Consider the following 19132-nt stretch of genomic DNA (forward strand, 5'->3'; position numbering starts at 1 on the left):
GCCCTGAATTAATGGTGCATGGGGGCCGCGCCTGCCCCATCAGTCGTGGCCGATTATCAATGTCACAAAGGCGTTTGCGTTTGCCCGGCAGGTGCCTAAGCTGCACCCACCAAATTTGTGGGGAGCGACATTATGGCAGTTGAGCAAGCGCCAGCGGGCGGGACAAATCTCGTCGATCTTGTGTTCATGGCGGCGGATTTCCTGTGGGGCGGATACTGGGGTGACGATCAGATCGTCCCCATGGGTCCCATGGTGGTAGCCCTGCTCGGGATTGGCCTTTTCCTGATGGTCCGTCTGGGCTTCCGCCCGGTCCGGACACTGGGCGGCGCGTTCTCCCGGCTGTGGGGCGGGCGCAAGGGCGATGAGAGCGCTGGCGACATCACGCCATGGCAGGCGCTGTCCACTGCGCTTTCCGGCCAGGTCGGCACCGGCAATCTGGCCGGGGTTGCCACTGCCATCTCGCTGGGTGGTCCCGGCGCGATTTTCTGGATGTGGATCACCGCCCTGTTCGGCATGGCGCTGTCATACGCGGAAGGCTCGCTGGCCGTGCGTTTCCGTGAAAAGCACGCTGACGGACACTTCCATGGCGGGCCGATGTACTACATCAAGAACGGCCTGGGCAAAGGCTGGGGCTGGCTGGCAGTGGTGTTCTGTATCGGCGCGCTGTTCTCCGCGCTCGCCACTGGCAACATGATCCAGTCCAACTCCATCACCAACGGCGTTCAGACGGGCACCGAAAACAATATCGCGCGCATCCTGCCCTGCCAGCTTTTGCAGCCCACGGCCAATATCGGCATGTCGGCCTGCGAGGCCCGGCGCATCGTGGACGCCGGGGGCATTATCGAGCTGGACGCAAGCGGGCGGGCCCGCGGTGCACGCGCCGCCGCGGCCGCAGACGCAGCAGAAGCCGCTGCGGCAGCCGCCGCGGCCGAAACCGGCCAGGTGATTGACCCTGAGGCCGCCATGGCCGCCGAGGCGGCGCCCGGCGTGCTCACTGCCGACACGCTGCGCCTGGTGGTTGCTGCGTGGATACCTGGCGCGCTGATCGCGTTTTTTGTCTTCCTGGTGATTATTGGCGGCATCAAGTCCATCGGACGCGTCGCCGGGATCATGGTGCCGTTCATGGCGGCGGCCTATGTCCTCGTCGCAGCCTTCGTCCTTGTCCTGCACATTGAACATGTGCCGGGCGCCTTCATGCAGATCTTCGAGTACGCTTTCGGATTTGGACCAGCTGTAGGCGGGCTGGCAGGCTATGCGGTGATGGAGGCGGTGCGTTTTGGCGTCGCGCGCGGCCTGTTCTCCAACGAGGCCGGCCAGGGCTCCCTGCCTATCGCCCACGCCGCAGCCCAGACCAAGAACCCGATCCGTCAGGGCGAAATGGCGATGCTGGGTACGTTCATCGACACCATCATCATCTGCACCATGACGGCGCTGGTGATCCTGGTGGTCGCTGGCCAGTACCCGACCGAGGGCGGCGGCTTCGTCGAATACGCCTGGATGTCGATCGGCGAACTTCAGGATGTCGGCATCACGTCGGCGGCCTTCGGACAGGGCCTGCCGGTGGTCGGCGGCTGGGTGATCGGACTGGCGCTCGCCCTGTTCGCTTTCACCACGCTGATCGGCTGGTCGTACTACGCCGAACAGTCGGCCACCTATCTGGTGGGCGACTGGGCCGCCAAGCCGTTCCGCTTCGTGTGGGTGGCCATGGTGTTCACCGGCGCGATCCAGGCCAATGACTTCGTCTGGCGCCTGGGCGATATCGCCAACTCGGCCATGGCACTGCCCAACCTGCTGGCACTGCTGTTGCTGTCAGGAATGGTCGTCAAGTACACGCGCGACTTCGACAAGAACGGCGTCGTGCCTCCGGCATGGTTTGGCGATACGGCCAAAGGGCCGGACGGCAAGCCGGTGGCTTCCGCCAAGCCGGAGAGCGGGAAAGGCGAAGAACCCGCCGGGTAATTCAGGGAGCGGGCAGTGCTGCGGCCACCAGATGGTCCAGCACTGCCCATTTCTTGTAGCCGCGTGCGGCATCATCTGCACCGTGCCAGGCCGCCCCAAGGGCGGCCTTTTCTTTTGCGTCCAGCGCCGCCACCGGATCAAGGCAGATACGGATGGTGAAGAGGACCGCGCCGCTGTCTTCGAGCTTCGTGATCGTCTGGCGCTCTACCCGCACATGCAGGAGGGTTTCCGCCTCGGCCGGCTTGGCCGCCAGCGCACGTGCGCGCAAGGGCGCGCCGTCCGGCGTGAACCGGTCATCACCTGCCTGCAGGGTCCAGTTGAAGCGTTCGAGCACCTGTCCGGGCCGGACATGGTCGAATACGCGGGCAATGCGCGTGGCCAGCAGCTCCCCGCCGGGGATGGGCTTGTGGAGTGCGTGCAGCGTTTTCCCGGCCGCATGAGGCAGGGAGAAGAAGGTCGGCGAGGTGAGCACTGCCGCGCCCACCTGCCAGCCATCCCTGCCCGGCATCATCAGCACCAGATCATCGCTGACATGATGGGCCAGCTGCCAGAGTGCGGGCAAACCCTCCTCCGGCTCGGGCGCGTCCATGCCAGCGTCATGCAGATGGCCGGTGGCCAGCACAGCCGCTTCACGCGCAGCGGGGCCAGCGCCGGACGCTTCAAAATTCGTCAGGGCGCGGTCTGTCAGCAGGGTGCGGCGCTCTGGCAGGCTGCCCGCTTCTGTATCCGGGACCAGCCAGGCGCCGGGATCAATGGGTTTGAGACCAACAACAAAGCGCGGCGGGCCATCACGCCAGGGCGTATGGGACGGGCGCGGGCCGCTCACCAGGGTTCGCCGGCAATCCAGCCTGCGATCCAGACCAGAACCAGCCCCAGCACGATGCCCACCGCATCTACCGCCCAGTCATAGAGCGACATTGAGCGGTTGATGAAAGGCAGGGACTGGAGAAGCTCAATCAGTCCGCCAAAGGCCAGAAGAATGAGAAACAGCCATATCCGGCGCAGCTCTGGCCAGGCCGCACGGGCGAGCATGGTCAGCACCACAAAGGCCATGAGATGGTTGACGACATGCCATCCAAGAGGCGTCGGCGGGTTGGCGTATCCGGGCCATAGTGCAAAAACGCAGGTGACGAGAAACGCCGCAATAAAGAGCCAGTGCCAGAAGGGGCGGAAGAATCCGGCGAGTTCTGCCGCCCAGCGCACTTGAGGCTTACGGCACCCCTCGCCTAGGGTACCGGCCTTATCAGCTGAGGACTTGTTTAACATCATGACGCTTTCACTGCTCGACACGATTCGCGCTTCCGGCACGCCCCGTTCTGACTGGTCCCGCGAGGAGGTCAAGGCGATCCATGATGCGCCTTTCGCCGAGCTGATGCATGCGGCGGGGGAAATCCACCGCCTCCACCACCGGGCAGGCGAGGTGCAGAAAAGCCAGCTTCTCTCCATCAAGACGGGCGGATGCCCGGAAGATTGCGGGTATTGCAACCAGTCTGCCAAGTTCGACACCGGGCTTAAAGCCTCCAAGCTGATGGACACTGAAATCGTGCTGCAAAAGGCGCGGGCGGCCAAGGCGGGCGGGGCCACGCGGTTTTGCATGGGCGCGGCCTGGCGCTCGCTAAAGACACGCGACGAGCCGAAAATCTGCGAGATGATCGAGGGTGTGAAGGCGCTCGGCCTTGAGACCTGCATGACGCTTGGCATGCTCGAAGAGGGGCAGGCCGAACGGCTGAAAGATGCCGGGCTCGACTATTACAACCACAATCTGGATACCTCGCCGGAATACTACGAAAAGATCATCACCACCCGCACCTGGGAAGACCGGATAGAGACACTTGCACGGGTGCGCGGCGCGGGCATCAAGGTGTGCTGCGGCGGCATTATCGGCATGGGCGAAGGGGCGGAGGACCGTATTGGTCTTCTGACCGAGCTCGCCCGGCTGGACCCGCATCCCGAAAGCGTCCCGATCAATCATCTGGTGCAGGTGTCTGGCACGCCGCTTTCCGGGTCTGCCCCGCTGGACGGGCTTGATTTCGTGCGCGCCATCGCCACCGCCCGCATCATCATGCCGCTCTCGGTGGTGCGCCTGTCGGCGGGCCGGGAAGGCATGAGCCGGGAGCTGCAGGCGCTTTGCATCCTGGCCGGTGCCGGATCGATCTTTGTTGGCGAGGAGTTGCTGACCACGCCCAACCCGTCCTTGACGCGCGATGCGCAGATGTTCGAGACGCTGGGGCTGGAAGCGCGTTAGGTTCGCACCTGCCCCGTGCCAAAGACCTGGTATTTCCAGCTGGTGAGCTGATCAGCGCCCACAGGGCCGCGCGCATGGATGCGGCCCGTGGCAATGCCTATCTCTGCGCCAAAACCAAACTCGCCGCCGTCTGAAAAGCCGGTCGAGGCATTGTGCATGACAACGCCGGCATCCACGCGGGCGAGGAAGGTGCGCGCTGCTGTCTCGTCGCCGGTGATGATCGCCTCGGTATGGCCAGAGCCATGGCGGGCGATATGAGCCAGCGCGCCTTCCACCCCGTCCACCAGCGCCATGGAGACGATGGCGTCGAGATATTCGGTGTCGAAATCTTCAAGGCTGGCGGGCGTTACCGACGGGGCGAGCGCCTGCACCGCTGCGTCACCGCGCACTTCGCACCCGGCTGCCTGTAGGGCGGATACGAGGCGGGTCACCATCGCTTCGCCGGCCTGCCGGTCGATGAGCACGCATTCAGCGGCATTGCACACGCCGGTGCGGCGCATCTTGGAGTTCACCACCAGGCGTTCGGCCATGTCCGCGTCCGCTGCGCCGTCCACATAGACATGGCAGAGTCCGTCGAGATGGCCGAGCACCGGCACCCTCGCCTCTTCCTGCACGCGTTTGACCAGCGCCTTGCCGCCACGCGGAATGACGAGATCCAGCGCGCCATCCATCCCGGCCAGCATGTCACCGACATAGGCGCGGTCAGTACCGGGCGGCGTGGTGATGATGGCTTGCGGCAGGCCCGCCTCGCCCAATCCGCCACGCAGAGCATCCAATATCGCGGCGACGCTGGATGCTGCGTCCGATCCGCCGCGCAGCACCACCGCATTGCCCGAACGCACACACAGGGCCGCCGCATCCGCAGCCACGTTGGGGCGGCTTTCAAAGATCACACCGATCGCCCCGATGGGGACGCGCACCTGCGCCATGACGAGGCCGTTGGGACGCGTCCAGCGCGTGATCTCGCGCCCTATCGGGTCGGGGTGGCGGGCGACGGCGCGGATACCCTCGACAATGCCATCAAGCCTTGCCGGGTCGAGGCGCAGCCGGTCCAGCATGGCGCCGCTGGTGCCATTGCTTTGAGCGCGGGCCACATCATCCGCATTGGCAGCCAGCACACTTTTCGAGGCTGCCTGCAGCGCATCGGCCATGGCGGTAAGCGCGGCGGTGCGCCTGTCCGCGCTTGTGTCTGCCAGCGCGCGCGCAGCGGCGCGAAGGTCCGCGCCCGCGCGGCTTGCCCAATCAGGCTGATACTTGCTCATCCCTGATCCTCCAGCACCAGATCGTTGACATGGATGGCCGCCACGCCCCGGCGATAGCCCAGCACCGCTTCGATATCGGCTGAGCGCAAGCCGGCAATCCGGCGCAATTCCTCTGCTCCGTAGGCGGAAATTCCCTTGGCGAGCACCGCGCCATCACCGCCCGCCAGCGCCACTGTTTCGCCGCGCGAGAACTCGCCTTCTACCCGCGCAATCCCGGCAGGCAGCAGGCTCTTGCCGGACCGCACGGCGCGCGCTGCGCCGTCATCGAGATGCAGTTTTCCGCGCGGAGCTATCGCACCGGAAATCCAGTTGCGCCGGGCATTGGTGCGCGAGGTCTCCGGCGCAAAGACCGTGTGCGGCGCGCCTCTGCTCAGCCTGTCCAGCGGATCATCTTCGGCGCCGGCTGCGATGATGGTGGCAATGCCGGCCCGCGCGGCGATGCGCGCAGCAGCAATCTTGGACGCCATGCCGCCGGTGCCTGTGCCAGCCTTGCCCGGCTCCCCGCCCAGCGCCTCTATCTCCGGCGTGATGGCCTCGACATAGGCAATCAGCTGCGCGCCGGGAACACGGGACGGATCAGCGCTGTGAAGCCCGTCCACGTCCGACAGGAGCACGAGGAGTTCCGCATCGCACATCTGCGCCACGCGCGCGGCCAGCCGGTCATTATCGCCATAGCGCAGCTCGGCTGTGGCGACCGTATCATTCTCATTGATGACGGGCAGTGCACCGGCAGCCAGCAGCGCATCCAGCGTGGCGCGGGCATTGAGCCAGCGGCGTCGGCTTTCCATGTCATCAAAAGTAAGAAGCGCCTGCGCGGCGGGCATGCCATGGGGTTCCAGCGCGGCATTCCACGCCATCATCAGGGCGGTCTGGCCTGCGGCTGCGGCCGCCTGTTTCTGGTCGAGCGCCAGCTTGCCGGCGGGCAGGTTCAGCCGCTTGCGGCCCAGCGCCACCGCGCCGGAGGATACCAGCACGGTTTCGATGCCGCGCGCACGCCAGCGCGCCAGCGCTCCGCCAATCGCCTCGAAACGGGCCGTGTCCGGGCCGCCCGTATGCGCATCAATGAGAAGGGAGGAACCGATTTTCACGACGGCGCGGCGCACACCGGAAATCAGCTCGGATGCGGACGCAGCCACGGCATATTATCCTTCAGACCCAATAATCCGGGACACCATATCGCAGGCGCAGCATTGCGCAATGAGCAGGGCTAGCGCCCGGCTTCCAGTTCCTCGCGCAGCATTTCCAGCTCCAGCCAGCGTTCTTCCTTGGCTTCGCGCTCTTCGCTGGCCTTCGCCAGTTCGCCGCTGGCGGCATGGAATCGGTCCGGATCGCGCGAGAACAGCGCCGGATCGGCGAGTTCAGCTTCCAGCTTGGCAATTTTGCTCCCCAGCGCCTCGATCTCGCCGGGCAGGGTTTCAAGCGCATGCTTGTCCTTGAAGGACAGCTTGGCGCGCTGCTGTGGCGGCACCGAGGCTGGTGATTTCGCAGAAACTGGTGCGGCGGGCTTTGCGGGGTGCTCCTGCTGGCTGCGCGCGCGTACGCCTTCGCCGCGCTGGGCCACCATGTCGGAATAGCCGCCCGCATAGACCTGCCAGTTGCCATCGCGTTCATAGGCGATTGTGCGGTTCACCGTGCGGTCGAGAAAATCACGGTCATGGCTGACCAGCAGCACGGTGCCGGCATAATCGGCAATCAGATCCTGCAACAGGTCCAGCGTTTCCAGATCAAGATCATTGGTCGGCTCGTCGAGCACCATGACATTGCCGGGCAGGGCCAGCGCGCGGGCCAGCATGATCCGTGCGCGCTCGCCGCCAGAGAGCACATGGACCGGCGTGCGGGCCTGTTCAGGGCGGAAGAGGAAGTCCTTCATCCACGCAGCGATATGGCGCGTCTGACCGTTGATCTCGACATGGTCACCGCCGCCACCGGTCAGCGCCTCGGCCAGCGTCCAGCCGGGTTTGAGCTGCGCGCGCTTCTGGTCCAGCTGGGCGATCTGCAGACCCGCACCCAGCTGAACGGTGCCGGTATCGGGTTCGAGATTACCCACCAGCATGTTGAGAAGCGTGGTCTTGCCCGCGCCATTGGGGCCGACAAAGCCGATACGTTCGCCGCGCAGGATGCGCACCGAGACATCGCGCACCACCACACGGTCACCGAAGCGCTTGGAGATGTTCTTCGCCTCGACAACGCGCTTGCCGGACTGTTCGGCATCAGAGGCTTCCAGAGCGACATTGCCTTGCGGGCCGGAATGGCTGCGGTGACGGGCTTTGAGGGCCTTGAGCTCATCCACACGGCGGACATTGCGCTTGCGCCGGGCGGTGACGCCATAGCGCATCCAGTCTTCCTCGCGCGCGATCTGGCGGGCGAGCTTGTGCTGTTCGAGCTCTTCTGCCGCCAGCACCTCGTCGCGCCAGTCCTCGAAATGGGCAAACCCCTTGTCGAGCCGCCGGGCGATGCCCCGGTCCAGCCAGACGGTGGCGCGGGAGAGATTCTCCAGAAAGCGCCGGTCGTGACTGATCAGCACCAGCGCGCTTTTCGTGCGCGAGAGCTCTTCTTCCAGCCACTCGATAGCCGGGAGATCGAGATGGTTGGTCGGCTCATCAAGAAAGAGGATATCGGGTTCGGGTGCCAGCGTGCGGGCGAGCGCCGCCCGGCGCGCCTCCCCGCCTGACAGGCGGGCCGGGTTTTCCTCGCCGGTCAGCCCCAGCGCTTCGAGCAGCATGCGGGCGCGCCACGGGTCATCGCCCGGCGTCAGCCCGGCCTCGACATAGGCCAGAGCTGTCTCGAAGCCGGAAAGGTCCGGCTCCTGCGGCAGGTAGCGCACCGTCGCGCCCGGATGGATGAAGCGCTCGCCTGCATCTGCCTCGATCAGCCCGGCGGCGATCTTCATCAGGGAGGACTTGCCTGAGCCGTTCCGCCCGACAAGGCAGATGCGCTCGCCGGGCGCGACGATCAGTTCCGCGCCCGTGAGCAGGGGCGTGACCCCGAAGCTCAGGCTTATGTCCTGCAAGGTGAGAAGCGGTGGTGCCATGGTGTGTGTGCGATAACGCAAAGCGATTGGCCTGTCAGCGCCCTTGCGCTGCCCTGCCGGAGCGCGCGATGCTTGCCCCTGGGCAGGCTGGAGGAATGCGTTTGGCCTTTTACCGCAGACGCCGCCGGATATTGATGGCCACCATCATCGTCAGCGCCCTTGTCGGCGCGCTGGCGATGGGCTGGGTATGGTCGACCCGCAACCCGCTTGAGCTGACCCTGCAGGAGCTGGGGCAGGCCGCGGGCCAATCCTATATTTACGGGTATCCGCTGGTGCTGATGGATGAGACCCGGCGCGATGTGATCGAGCGGGGCGGGCTGCCGCCGAACCGGCTGGCGCATATACGCAGCCTGCCGGAGGCGGGGTTCACCGCCGTGGTGCGTCCCAATGTCGATACGCTGTATTCGCTGGCCTGGCTGGAGCTGGGCAGCACTCCCATGCAGCTCGACGTCCCGGCGATGGACGGACGCTACTGGCTGTTTCAGGGCATGGATGCCTGGACCAATGTGTTTGCCGATCCGGGTGTACGCACGCTGGGCGATGGCAGTGTCAGCATACTGATTGCCGGGCCGGATTTTGAGGGAAGCGCGCCGGAAGGCATGGCGCTTTACCGTTCGCCAACCCGCATGGTGTGGCTTCTGGGCCGGATCGAGATCGGTGGACCGGATGATCTGCCAGCCGTACACCGGCTGCAGGACGGATTGCGGCTCTACCCGTATCGCGCCATGCCGGGAGGCCATGGTGTGACGCTGGAGCGGCCAGCATCCACAACAACGTTGCCTGCGCCGCCAGCCAGGGTGGCCGAAATGGATGCGCCGGACTTCTTTACCCGGCTGGGCCAGCTGATGGCAGATAATCCCCCTGCCGAGACTGATCGCGAGGCGCTGGCCCGGATGCGCGCGCTCGGCGCTGGCCCCGGCGACACTGTCGACTGGTCCGAATACGGAATTCTGGCCATGCAGGTGATGTTGCGCGGTGTGGCGGCAGCGCGTGAACGTCTGGCCGAAGGGCCATCACGGGCCGAGGGCTGGGTTATTCCCGATGACCATATTGGCCGCTATGGGAGCGATCATGCCTACCGGGCCGGAGTGGCGCTCTATGGCCTTGGCGCAAACCTCCCCGAAGACGCTGTTTATCCCTCCGCCAGCACCGATTCATCTGGCGAGCCCCTGCAGGGCGGACAGCGCTACCAGATCCGGTTTGAAGCCGATGCCATGCCCCCGGTCAACGGGTTCTGGTCGGTCACGCTCTATGACGCCGATGGCTATTTCATCGCCAATGCGCAGAACCGCTACGCCCTGACCAGCCGGAACGCGCTGGTGGCCGATGAGGATGGCAGCATCACGCTCGACATTCATGCCGGCCCGCCAGAAGAGGGCCGTGAGGCGAACTGGCTGCCCGCACCGCAGAGCGGCCATTTCACCCTGCTCGCCCGCCTCTACTGGCCGCAGGACAGCGTGCTGGATGGTGAGTGGACGATGCCGCCCGTGGAACGGCTGGACTGATTACTCGGCAGCGCGGGCAACCGGGTCTGCCACGCTGGCATCGCCTTTCGCCTTGCGGAAGCGCAAATGCCCGTCCTCGAGGCGGCCATAACGTATGGTCAGCATGTCCTGCACATAGTTCTGATAGGTGCGCCAGGGCGCTTTCGTCCCCTGCCGGGGCAGGTGTGGCAGGGCGCGCTGGACATAGCCGGACGAGAAATCGAGCAGCGGTGCCAGCTCGATCCCGTCAGGCGGCACCGGCACGCAGTAATCATGGCCCTGCCGCTCCATATGATTCAGCAGGCGGCAGACCCGTTCGGCAGTGAGATCAATCTTCAGCGTCCATGAGGCATTGGTGTAGCCAAACGCCAGAGCGGCATTGGGAACGCCGGAGAGCATCATGCCGCGATAGGTGATCTTGCCAGCAGGCACCACGCTCTCGCCATCCACGCTGATATCCATGCCGCCGCCGACCTGCATTTCCAGCCCCGTGGCCGGGATAATGAGATCAGCCTCGATCAGCTCGCCGGATTTCAGGCGGATGCCGCCCTTCTCGAAGCGTTCGACATGATCGGTGACGATGCTGGCCTTGCTCCCCTTAAGCGCGTCGAAGAAATCACCATCAGGCGCGAGGCAGAAGCGCTGGTCCCACGGATTATAGTGGGGCGAGAAATGGCGCTCGACATCGAAATCCTCGCCCAGCTCTGCGCGTATCGCCTTGATGACGCCCCGCTTCACAAAGCCCGGCCAGACGCGCGATAGCTGGAAGAAGAACATGGAGAGCCCGATATTCTTCACCCGCGAGAGCGCGTAGGCGAGCCGTCCGGGCAGGATTTTCCTCAACGCATCGGCCACAGCATCGCGTGAGGGACGCGCCGCGATATAGCTTGGCGAGCGCTGTAGCATGGTCACATGCGCGGCTTTCTCCGCCATGGCCGGCACCAGCGTCACCGCCGTTGCGCCAGAGCCGATAATCACCACGCGCTTGCCCGCATAATCATGGTCTTCAGGCCATTTTTGCGGGTGGATGATCTCGCCAGCAAAGTCTGCCAGCCCCTCAAACTCGGGCATATAGCCCTGCTCGTAGCGGTAATAGCCAGAGCACACCATGAGGAAGCGGGCGGTGAGCGCCTGGCGGCCTTCCGGCCCTTCCACTGTCACCGTCCAGCGGGCCGGCCCGCTATCCCAGCTGGCTGATATGACGCGCGTATTGAAGCGGATATGCCGGTCAATCCCGGCCTCGCGCGCGGTATCGGTGACATAGCGGCGAATGCTCGGCCCGTCGGCAAACACCTTGCCGTCCACCCAGGGGCGGAAATTATAGCCGAACGTGTACATGTCGGAGTCGGAGCGTATGCCGGGATAGCGAAACAAATCCCAGGTGCCGCCAATCTGCCCGCGCGCCTCAATGATGGCATAGCTCTGGCCGGGTGCGCGGTGCTGGAGATGCCAGGCCGCGCCAATACCGGAAATCCCGGCCCCGACGATCAGCACGTCCACGTTCTGCGCTTGATTATCCGCCATGACGCATTGTCTCCGAACCCTCTGCCGGAGAAAAGTGAACACCGTTCACTTCCCTCTGGCAAGAGGCTCGAAGGTCAGCCGCAGCCCAGGCGCTGGCGCATCGCGTCAAGACTGCCGCGCGGACGCCAGGCGGCCATCGCCTCGAAAACCGTGCAGCGCTGCGCATCATCCAGCCGCGTATCCGCAGCGAGATCAGCCTCCAGCGCGTCAAAGCTGTCCGTGCCTGTGATGATCTCCTGACCGCCCGCCTCCGGGCTGTCAAAGCGCATCAGGACACCGCCCTCATCCCAGCGCTCCCAATAGGGCAGATTGGTCGGCCCGCCCGTTCCCGGCTCGCCGGTGCGGGCAAACTCGGCCCAGTAGGCACCCATGGCAGCGGCCAGCGCTTCGCGGCCGCTGGCATTGCTGCGATTGAACATCGCGCCATCAAGGCGGCCAAAGAAGTCGAAATGATTGAAGACGAACGGTATCTCGATGGCGTGGGCCGCGCCCAGAAGATGGGAGAGGTCCATCACGAACAGGGCCCGGCCCTGCTCATCCCAGTCAAACCGGTAGGCCCAGACATCGCCATGTCCGCCGGCCCGCATGAGACTCGCAGACTGGTCCACGGCGAGGATGCGCCATACCCGGCTCTGATAGTCCGAGATGGCGTCATAGAAGGCTGCGTCCCGGCTGATAAGGATGACGCCGAAATAGCGCTTCACCAGATCATCGCTGAAGAGATTGAACAGCTTCATCTCGTCCCGGTTGGTGCCGGTGATGACCGGAACCGCGTTGAACGTATCGGGTGAGGCAAAGGCGTTGGCGAGACCATCGCGCGGGATCGTCACCCCGTCCTCGATCATGCGCGGCAGGTTGAGGAAGGGGGCGCCATCCTCCCCGCGATAGGCGTTGAAGACGGTCTCCAGATCAGCGGCGCGCAGGGCGGCAGCATTATAGCCGTCTCCGGCGATGCGAAGCGCGACTTCATCAGACGCGTTAGGCTGGCCGGGTTCGGCCCCGCTGGCCACCTCCCAGCTGACACTGTCAAAGCTGCCCGACTGGATGATGGCACGGTGGAACAGGCCCGACGCCAGCGGCGAGGCCAGCAGCCCGGCCACATTATGCCCGCCTGCGCTTTCGCCAAAAATGGTTACATTGCCGGCATCGCCGCCAAACTGGGCCGCGTTCTCCCGCACCCATTCAAGCGCCGCAATCTGGTCCAGAAGCGCGAAATTGGCCGCCGCGTCGCGTGGGTCGACGGCATCATTGCGGATGGCGTCATGCGCGAAGAATCCGAGCGGGCCCAGCCGGTACTGGATGGCGACCACGACCACATCCTGGTCTTTGGCCAGCTGCGCGCCGTCATACTGTCCGGCAAAGCCCCAGACATTGGCCCCGCCATGAATCCAGACCATGACCGGACGGTCAGCATTGTCCGCGCTTGCGCCTTCCGGAGCGTAAATATCGAGGCGCAGGCAGTCCTCGCTGCCGACGAGCTGGCCGGGTGTGACGCCTGAGGATGCCTGAAGCGCGCTGGTAAATTGCGGGCAGGGCTCAGGGTGCTCCAGCGCCTCGAAGCGGCCATTGAAATCCGCAGCGGGACGCGGCGCGCGCCAGCGCAGATCGCCGTCAGGCGCAGCGGCAAAGGGCACACCGCGCCAGGCCCACGCGCCGGGCGAATGCTGGAAGCCGATCAGCTCGCCCTGCTCTACTGTGCGAAGGGTTGCCTCCAGCGGTTCGGGCGGGCGCTGCTCTGCACTTCCCGTACACGCCGATAGCGCCAATGCGCCCAACACACCCAGCCATATATGCCGCATGAAACCCTCCCCGATTTCCAGTTCGCGAATGAGGGTAGAGCGTGCGCGCGCGCTCCTGCAAGCGCGTTCTGGCGCTATCCGGTTTTAGGAATGTTCACCAGCCGCACCCAGCCCGTCTTCTTGTCACGCACGACGATGATGCGGGCCGGGTCGAGACCGGATACATCCCGGCCCGTTTCCTTCAGCATGGCGATGGAGGCCGCTCGAACAGCTTCATCGTCCGCCTGCGGAGCAAGGTGAACAGAGCCGCGCTTCTTGCCGCCCTCCTGCACGACGATCTCGATGGTCTCCACCGCCGCGCGCAGCATGTCGGCATCGGCCTTTGGCCAGTCAGCATGGAAGACGCTGCCCGTCTGCCCGGCGCGCTCCCACAGCTCCTCTGCCATGTGCGGGGCGAAAGGCGCGAGCACACGCAGGAAGGTCAATAGTCCGTCCATGGTGACAGGCTGACCCTCTACCGCGTTGAGGAATTTCATCAGTTCGGCAATGGCGGTGTTGAGGCGGAGATTCTCCAGATCCTCCGTCACCGCCTCGACCAGCTTGCCGACTGCGATGGTAACAGCAGACGCCTCTTCTTCTGCCGGGCTGGCGATACCGGACATCGCATAGTTCCAGACCCGGCGCAGGAATTTGAGCGAGGCGGCGGCCTTCTCGGTTTCCCAGACACGCCCGCCCTCGACCGGCCCCATGAACATCAGGCAGACCCGGAAAGCGTCCGATCCGTACTGCGCCACCACGTCGTCCGGCGTCACCACATTGCGCAGGGATTTCGACATTTTCGCGCCAATGCGCTCAACCCTGTCCCCTGTCGGCACGTGGACAAACTGCCCCTCGCCGCGCTCCTCAACCTCGTCCACGGGCAGGATAACGCCGCGCGCATTCTGGTAGGCAAAGGAGGTGAGCATGCCCTGATTGACGAGCTTGCTGAACGGTTCGGCCGTCGAGATGACGCCCAGATCATGGAGCGCCAGATACCAGAAGCGCGCATAGAGCAGGTGCAGCGTCGCATGCTCGGCGCCGCCCACATAGAGATCAACCGCCCCCCACGCTTTCTCCTTGGACGGATCAACCAGCGCATCAGCGTTCTTCGGGTCCATGAAGCGCAGCGGATACCAGCACGAGCCGGCCCATTGCGGCATGGTGTTCAGCTCGCGCCGCCCCTTCATGCCGGTCTTCGGGTCGGTCACTTCCACCCAGCCGGGCGCGCGCGCCAGCGCAGGCGCGTCATAGCTCGTCGGCTTGTAGTCATCGACATGGGGCAGGGTCAGCGGCAGCTCTGACACATCAAGGCTGGTGCGTGTGCCATCTTCCCAGTGAATGATCGGGATTGGCTCGCCCCAATAGCGCTGACGGGAGAATATCCAGTCGCGCAGATTATAGCTGACAACGCGCCTGCCGAGGCTCCGGGCAGAAAGAAAGTCGGCGACCGCCTCGCGTGCATCGCGCCAGCGCTGGCCAGCCTGATAGAGACCGGCTTCGGTTCCGGCTGGCGGGTCGAGCATGATGCCGTCTTCGGTCCAGCAGGCTTCGCCCTTCAGCACGGCCTCGCGCACAGGGATGTCAGCACCCGGATCAATAACCGGCACGACAGGCAGGCCATACTTCTTCGCAAAGGCAAAATCGCGCTCATCATGGGCTGGCACGCCCATCACCGCGCCGGTGCCATAGTCGGGCAGCACATAGTCCGCGACGAAGATCTGCACTTTCGCGCCCGACACCGGGTTGATGGCGTAAAGACCTGAAGACACGCCCGTTTTCTCGGCATCCACCGTGCGGTCGAGATCGGATTTGCGGGCCGCTGCCTCGCAATAGGCGTCCACCTCCGCGCGATGGCTGGCAGGCACCAGGCTGGCGACCAGCGGATGTTCCGGCGCGAGCGCGAGGAAGGTGACGCCCGCGAGCGTGTCGGCGCGCGTTGTAAACGTGGTGACGGTCTCGTCTGAACCCTCGATCGCAAAGCGGATTTCGACGCCTTCCGACCGGCCGATCCAGTTGCGCTGGCTGTCCTTGATGCCTTCGGGCCAGTCGAGCCCCTCAAGACCCGCCAGCAGACGCTCCGTGTACGCCGTAATGCGCATCTTCACCTGACGGATCGGCACGCGTACCACGTCAAAACCCTGCTCGGACTTGCCGTCGAACACCTCTTCATTGGAGAGGATGGTGCCAAGCTCCGCGCACCAATTGACCAGCGCATCGTCGAAATACACCAGACGGCGCGCATCCTGATATTCCTGAATGGCGAGCTTGCCTGCGGCCTTCACATCGTCGGGGATAGGCAGCTCAGCAATCGGACGGGCCTTGTTGGCATCCTTGTCGAACCACGCCTCGTACATCTGCACAAAGATGAACTGGGTCCATTTGTAATAGTCCGGCTTTGAGGTGGTGATCTCGCGATTCCAGTCATAGCCCAGACCCAGCAGATCCATCTGGCGGCGGAAGGTCTTGATATTCTTGGTGGTGGAAACTTCCGGGTGTTCGCCGGTCTTTATCGCGTGCTGTTCGGCGGGCAGGCCAAAACTGTCCCAGCCCATCGGGTGGAGCACGTTGAAGCCCGCCATGCGCTTGTAGCGCGCCACGATATCGGTCGCGAGATAGCCCACAGGATGGCCGACATGCAGGCCCGATCCCGACGGATAGGGAAACATGTCGAGCACGTAGAAGGTCTTGTCGCCGAGCTTGGGGTCCGGCGTGCGATACGTGTCCCGCTCAGCCCAGAGCTGGCGCCATTTGGTTTCAATCGCGGTGAAATCGTAGGTGTCGCACACGGGCGGGCAACTTTCTTTGAAAACAGGCGAAGCGGCGGATGAACCGCCGCTTCTACTAGGCTCCAGCGTTTCTGGCAAAGCCCTGACGGGCAGCGCCGCTCTCAGGCCGCGCTGACCTGCTCGAAGCGGGTAATGGCATCCTCGCGCGCCAGGAGGAAGCCGAGCGCATCATGGCCTTCAATGAGGCAGGTGCGGGCAAACGGCTCCAGCGTGAAACCGGCGCGCACATTGCCGCTGGTCACGCTCATATCGGCGAGGCTTACAGTCACTTCCTCGCCTGTCCGCTCCAGTAGTGCTGCATGCGCCTCGGCATCAATCTCGGCCACGACCAGCCCGTTATTGGCCGCATTGGCCTTGAAGATATCGCCCGCGCGCGTGGTGATGACGGCGCGCACGCCAAAGTCACGCAAGGCCCAGGGCGCGTGCTCGCGCGAGGAGCCACAGCCGAAATTATCCCCCGCGATGAGAACGGAATGGGTTTCGGTCTCAACCGCGTTCAGCGGGTGATCGGTAGGCTTTCCCGCCCCGTCGAAGCGCCAGTCGCGAAAGCAGGCATCGGCCAGCGCGCCGCGCTCTGTGGTGGTCAGGAAGCGGGCCGGGATGATCTGGTCGGTATCGATATTGTGCTCTTGCAAGGCAAAGCTGCGCGAGCGGATTTCACTTATCGGTTCACGCTGCACCACACATCTCCATCATCTTGCGCGGATCGGTAATCGCACCGGCAACGGCGGCGGCAGCGGCGGTCGCCGGGCTTGCCAGGACGGTACGCACGCCGGGGCCCTGCCGACCGGCGAAATTGCGGTTCGAGGTCGAAACGACCAGCTCTCCCGGCCTGCCGCTATCGCCATTCATGGCGATGCACATGGAGCAGCCTGGTTCGCGCCATTCCGCGCCTGCGGTGCGGAAGATCGCGTCGAGCCCCTCGGCCTCTGCCGCCTTGCGCACGCGCTCTGAGCCCGGAACAACCAGCATGCGCACGCCGGGCTTCACATGGCGTCCGGCCATGATGAAGGCGGCCTCACGCAAATCGGACAGGCGCGCATTGGTGCAGGAGCCGACAAAGACGGTGTGGACCGCCTCGCCCATCAGGGTTTCGCCCGGCGTAAAGCCCATCCATGCGAGCGCTTTCACATCGTCGGCGGTTGCGGGAGCCGGGACCATCGCGTCCACGGGCGCGGCCATGTGCGGGGATGCGCCCCAGGTGACCATCGGGGCGAGACGGCTGGCATCGACACGCACCTCGCGGTCAAAGCCGGCACCGGAATCGCTGCGCAATTGCTTCCATTTCAGGCGGGCCGCCTCGAAGGCGGCGCCCTTGGGCGCATACTCCCGGCCCGAAAGCCAGGCGAACGTCACCTCGTCGGGCGCGATCAGACCGGCGCGCGCGCCCGCCTCGATCGACATGTTGCAGACCGTCATGCGCCCCTCCATGGAGAGCGCCTCGATGGCCGGGCCGCAATACTCGATGACGTGGCCGGAGGCACCGCCCGCGCCGAGCTTTGCGATGATGGCCAGGATCAGGTCCTTGGCACCGACGCCATAGGGCAGGCGGCCATCGACATGGACCTTCATCGTCTTCGGCTTGCGCTGGAGTACGGTCTGGGTGGCCAGCACATGGGCGACTTCGGTGGTGCCGATGCCAAAGGCCAGAGCGCCAAATGCGCCATGGGTGGAGGTATGGCTGTCACCGCAGACAATGGTCATACCGGGCTGGGTCAGGCCCAGTTCCGGCCCCATCACATGGACAATGCCTCGGTCTGAACTGCCCCAGCCCGCCAGCGGAATGCCGTGCCGCGCACAGTTCTCTTCCAGACGCTCCACCTGCGCCCTGGCCGCCGGGCTGATATAGGCCGGGCGCTGACCTTTCCTGCGCGGCGTGGTGGGTGTGGAATGGTCGAGCGTGGCGTAGGTGCGTGACGGCGCACGCACCTTCAGCCCCCGCTCGTCCAGCATCGCGAAAGCCTGCGGGCTCGTCACCTCATGCACAAGGTGAAGGTCAACATAAAGCATGGCCGGTGCCTCAGGGCTTTCCGGCATGACGATATGACTGTCCCACAGCTTGTCGAACAGCGTGCGCGGTTCAGACGGCGATGCGCGTTCCATTTCCGGCTTCCTTGTCAGTAGTGGTGGCGGGAACCGGGTCCAGCCAGTTCCAACGGTCGGGCGTGCGCCCCTCAAACAGGCCGAAGAAACGGTCCTGCAGGCATTTGGTGATCTCGCCGGGGCCGCCTGCACGGGTGGGCTTGCGGTCGACCGAGCGCACAGGGGTCAGCTCGACCGCCGTGCCAGTGAAGAAAATCTCGTCGGCGAGGTAGAGAATCTCGCGCGGCAAAGCCTGCTCGACGACTTCAATGCCTTCGGCCTTTGCCAGCTTGATGATGCTGTCGCGCGTAATGCCCTGCAGGATGGACGAGGCTGCCGGCGGGGTGAGGATGCGGCCATCTTTCACCGCAAAAATGTTCTCGCCTGCGCCTTCAGAGAGGCGGCCTTCGGTATCAAGACCAATGCCTTCGGCAAAACCGTTCAGCTTGGCTTCGCGCGAGATAAGGAAGCTGGAGAGATAATTGCCGCCCGCCTTGGCACCGGTCGGAGCCGTATTGGGCGCAAGCCGGTTCCAGGAGGAGACGCAGACATCCACGCCCTTGGTGCGGCCCTCGTCACCGAGGTATGCACCCCATGGGAAAGCGGCCATGTAGATTTCCACCGGCGGCAGGGTCAGCGGCGCAACACCGATCGAGCCATAGCCCAGGAACGCCACGGGGCGGATATAGGCAGAACGCAGATTATTGGCGGCTACCGTATCCAGACAGGCTTTGGTCAGCGCTTCAGCGTCATAGTCCAGCTCGATGCCGTAGATCTTGGCCGAATCCACCAGGCGCTGCATGTGATCATGCACGCGGAAACCCATCGGCCCGTCCGGCGTGTCATAGACGCGAATACCCTCAAACAGCGAGGTGCCATAGTGCAGCGCGTGGGTGAGCACATGCACTTGGGCGTCCTGCCAGCGTATAAGCTGGCCGTTGTGCCAGATGTGTTCGACTTCCTGAATGCTCATCGGCGTAT

The 19132-nt window shown here is 64.6% G+C and carries 14 protein-coding genes; 3 read left to right on the forward strand and 11 right to left on the reverse strand.

Features of this window, described 5'->3' with window-relative positions:
- The first annotated feature begins 132 nt into the window (after positions 1-132).
- Complete coding sequence (locus ACQ5ID_RS01545) at positions 133-1959, forward strand: alanine/glycine:cation symporter family protein (RefSeq protein ID WP_429910715.1); 1827 nt, start codon at positions 133-135, stop codon at positions 1957-1959.
- A gap of 1 nt (position 1960) precedes the next feature.
- Here the strand turns inward: ACQ5ID_RS01545 and ACQ5ID_RS01550 are convergent, their stop codons facing one another.
- On the reverse strand, positions 1961-2785 hold the full coding sequence (locus ACQ5ID_RS01550; RefSeq protein ID WP_429910716.1) for a heme-dependent oxidative N-demethylase subunit alpha family protein: 825 nt from the start codon (positions 2783-2785) through the stop codon (positions 1961-1963).
- Complete coding sequence (locus ACQ5ID_RS01555; RefSeq protein ID WP_429910717.1) at positions 2782-3228, reverse strand: VanZ family protein; 447 nt, start codon at positions 3226-3228, stop codon at positions 2782-2784. The genes ACQ5ID_RS01550 and ACQ5ID_RS01555 overlap by 4 nt, the downstream gene beginning before the upstream one ends.
- Here ACQ5ID_RS01555 and bioB point away from each other — a divergent pair.
- Positions 3227-4204, forward strand: coding sequence for a biotin synthase BioB (gene bioB, locus ACQ5ID_RS01560; protein WP_429910718.1), 978 nt, complete (start codon positions 3227-3229; stop codon positions 4202-4204). The genes ACQ5ID_RS01555 and bioB overlap by 2 nt on opposite strands.
- On the opposite strand, the gene ACQ5ID_RS01565 is transcribed toward bioB, so the two are convergent.
- The 3 genes from ACQ5ID_RS01565 to ACQ5ID_RS01575 form a co-directional block, all read right to left on the reverse strand.
- Complete coding sequence (locus ACQ5ID_RS01565; RefSeq protein ID WP_429910719.1) at positions 4201-5466, reverse strand: glutamate-5-semialdehyde dehydrogenase; 1266 nt, start codon at positions 5464-5466, stop codon at positions 4201-4203. The genes bioB and ACQ5ID_RS01565 overlap by 4 nt on opposite strands.
- Entirely contained in the window at positions 5463-6602 is a 1140-nt protein-coding gene (gene proB, locus ACQ5ID_RS01570; RefSeq protein WP_429910720.1) for a glutamate 5-kinase, read from the reverse strand. The genes ACQ5ID_RS01565 and proB overlap by 4 nt, the downstream gene beginning before the upstream one ends.
- Positions 6603-6673: 71 nt before the next feature.
- Complete coding sequence (locus ACQ5ID_RS01575; protein ID WP_429910721.1) at positions 6674-8497, reverse strand: ABC-F family ATP-binding cassette domain-containing protein; 1824 nt, start codon at positions 8495-8497, stop codon at positions 6674-6676.
- Positions 8498-8631: 134 nt separating this feature from the next.
- On the opposite strand from ACQ5ID_RS01575, the gene ACQ5ID_RS01580 reads away from it, so the two are divergent.
- Positions 8632-10002: a DUF1254 domain-containing protein gene (locus ACQ5ID_RS01580; protein ID WP_429910722.1), complete on the forward strand. Its 1371-nt coding sequence runs from the start codon at positions 8632-8634 to the stop codon at positions 10000-10002.
- Here the strand turns inward: ACQ5ID_RS01580 and ACQ5ID_RS01585 are convergent, their stop codons facing one another.
- The 6 genes from ACQ5ID_RS01585 to ACQ5ID_RS01610 form a co-directional block, all read right to left on the reverse strand.
- Positions 10003-11505 carry a flavin-containing monooxygenase gene (locus ACQ5ID_RS01585; RefSeq protein WP_429910723.1) on the reverse strand — a complete coding sequence of 501 codons (1503 nt, stop codon included), beginning with the start codon at positions 11503-11505 and terminating at the stop codon, positions 10003-10005. It abuts the gene before it with no gap.
- A gap of 74 nt (positions 11506-11579) precedes the next feature.
- Positions 11580-13304, reverse strand: coding sequence for a carboxylesterase/lipase family protein (locus ACQ5ID_RS01590; protein ID WP_429910724.1), 1725 nt, complete (start codon positions 13302-13304; stop codon positions 11580-11582).
- A gap of 74 nt (positions 13305-13378) precedes the next feature.
- The gene (leuS, locus tag ACQ5ID_RS01595; protein ID WP_429910725.1) at positions 13379-16069 is read right to left on the reverse strand and encodes a leucine--tRNA ligase; all 2691 of its coding nucleotides are present in this window, start codon (positions 16067-16069) and stop codon (positions 13379-13381) included.
- Positions 16070-16170: 101 nt separating this feature from the next.
- A complete protein-coding gene (gene leuD / locus ACQ5ID_RS01600; protein WP_429910726.1) occupies positions 16171-16749 on the reverse strand; it encodes a 3-isopropylmalate dehydratase small subunit in 579 nt (192 codons plus the stop codon).
- Entirely contained in the window at positions 16739-18172 is a 1434-nt protein-coding gene (leuC, locus tag ACQ5ID_RS01605) for a 3-isopropylmalate dehydratase large subunit (protein WP_429910727.1), read from the reverse strand. Before leuC ends, leuD begins: the two co-directional genes overlap by 11 nt.
- Positions 18150-19124 (reverse strand): branched-chain amino acid transaminase, encoded by a 975-nt coding sequence (locus ACQ5ID_RS01610; RefSeq protein ID WP_429910728.1) that lies wholly within the window; start codon positions 19122-19124, stop codon positions 18150-18152. Before ACQ5ID_RS01610 ends, leuC begins: the two co-directional genes overlap by 23 nt.
- Positions 19125-19132 lie beyond the last annotated feature (8 nt).

The sequence above is a fragment of the Glycocaulis sp. genome, from assembly GCF_050485565.1.
Classification (GTDB): Bacteria; Pseudomonadota; Alphaproteobacteria; order Caulobacterales; family Maricaulaceae; genus Glycocaulis.

Bases quoted from the DNA above. Each gene is read 5' to 3' on its own strand.
- ACQ5ID_RS01545 (WP_429910715.1), top strand. From the start codon at position 133: ATGGCAGTTGAGCAAGCGCCAGCGGGCGGGACAAATCTCGTCGATCTT.
- bioB (WP_429910718.1), top strand. From the start codon at position 3,227: ATGACGCTTTCACTGCTCGACACGATTCGCGCTTCCGGCACGCCCCGT.
- ACQ5ID_RS01555 (WP_429910717.1), bottom strand. From the start codon at position 3,228: ATGATGTTAAACAAGTCCTCAGCTGATAAGGCCGGTACCCTAGGCGAG.
- ACQ5ID_RS01565 (WP_429910719.1), bottom strand. From the start codon at position 5,466: ATGAGCAAGTATCAGCCTGATTGGGCAAGCCGCGCGGGCGCGGACCTT.
- ACQ5ID_RS01575 (WP_429910721.1), bottom strand. From the start codon at position 8,497: ATGGCACCACCGCTTCTCACCTTGCAGGACATAAGCCTGAGCTTCGGG.
- ACQ5ID_RS01580 (WP_429910722.1), top strand. From the start codon at position 8,632: ATGGCCACCATCATCGTCAGCGCCCTTGTCGGCGCGCTGGCGATGGGC.
- ACQ5ID_RS01585 (WP_429910723.1), bottom strand. From the start codon at position 11,505: ATGGCGGATAATCAAGCGCAGAACGTGGACGTGCTGATCGTCGGGGCC.
- ACQ5ID_RS01590 (WP_429910724.1), bottom strand. From the start codon at position 13,304: ATGCGGCATATATGGCTGGGTGTGTTGGGCGCATTGGCGCTATCGGCG.
- leuC (WP_429910727.1), bottom strand. From the start codon at position 18,172: ATGGAACGCGCATCGCCGTCTGAACCGCGCACGCTGTTCGACAAGCTG.
- ACQ5ID_RS01610 (WP_429910728.1), bottom strand. From the start codon at position 19,124: ATGAGCATTCAGGAAGTCGAACACATCTGGCACAACGGCCAGCTTATA.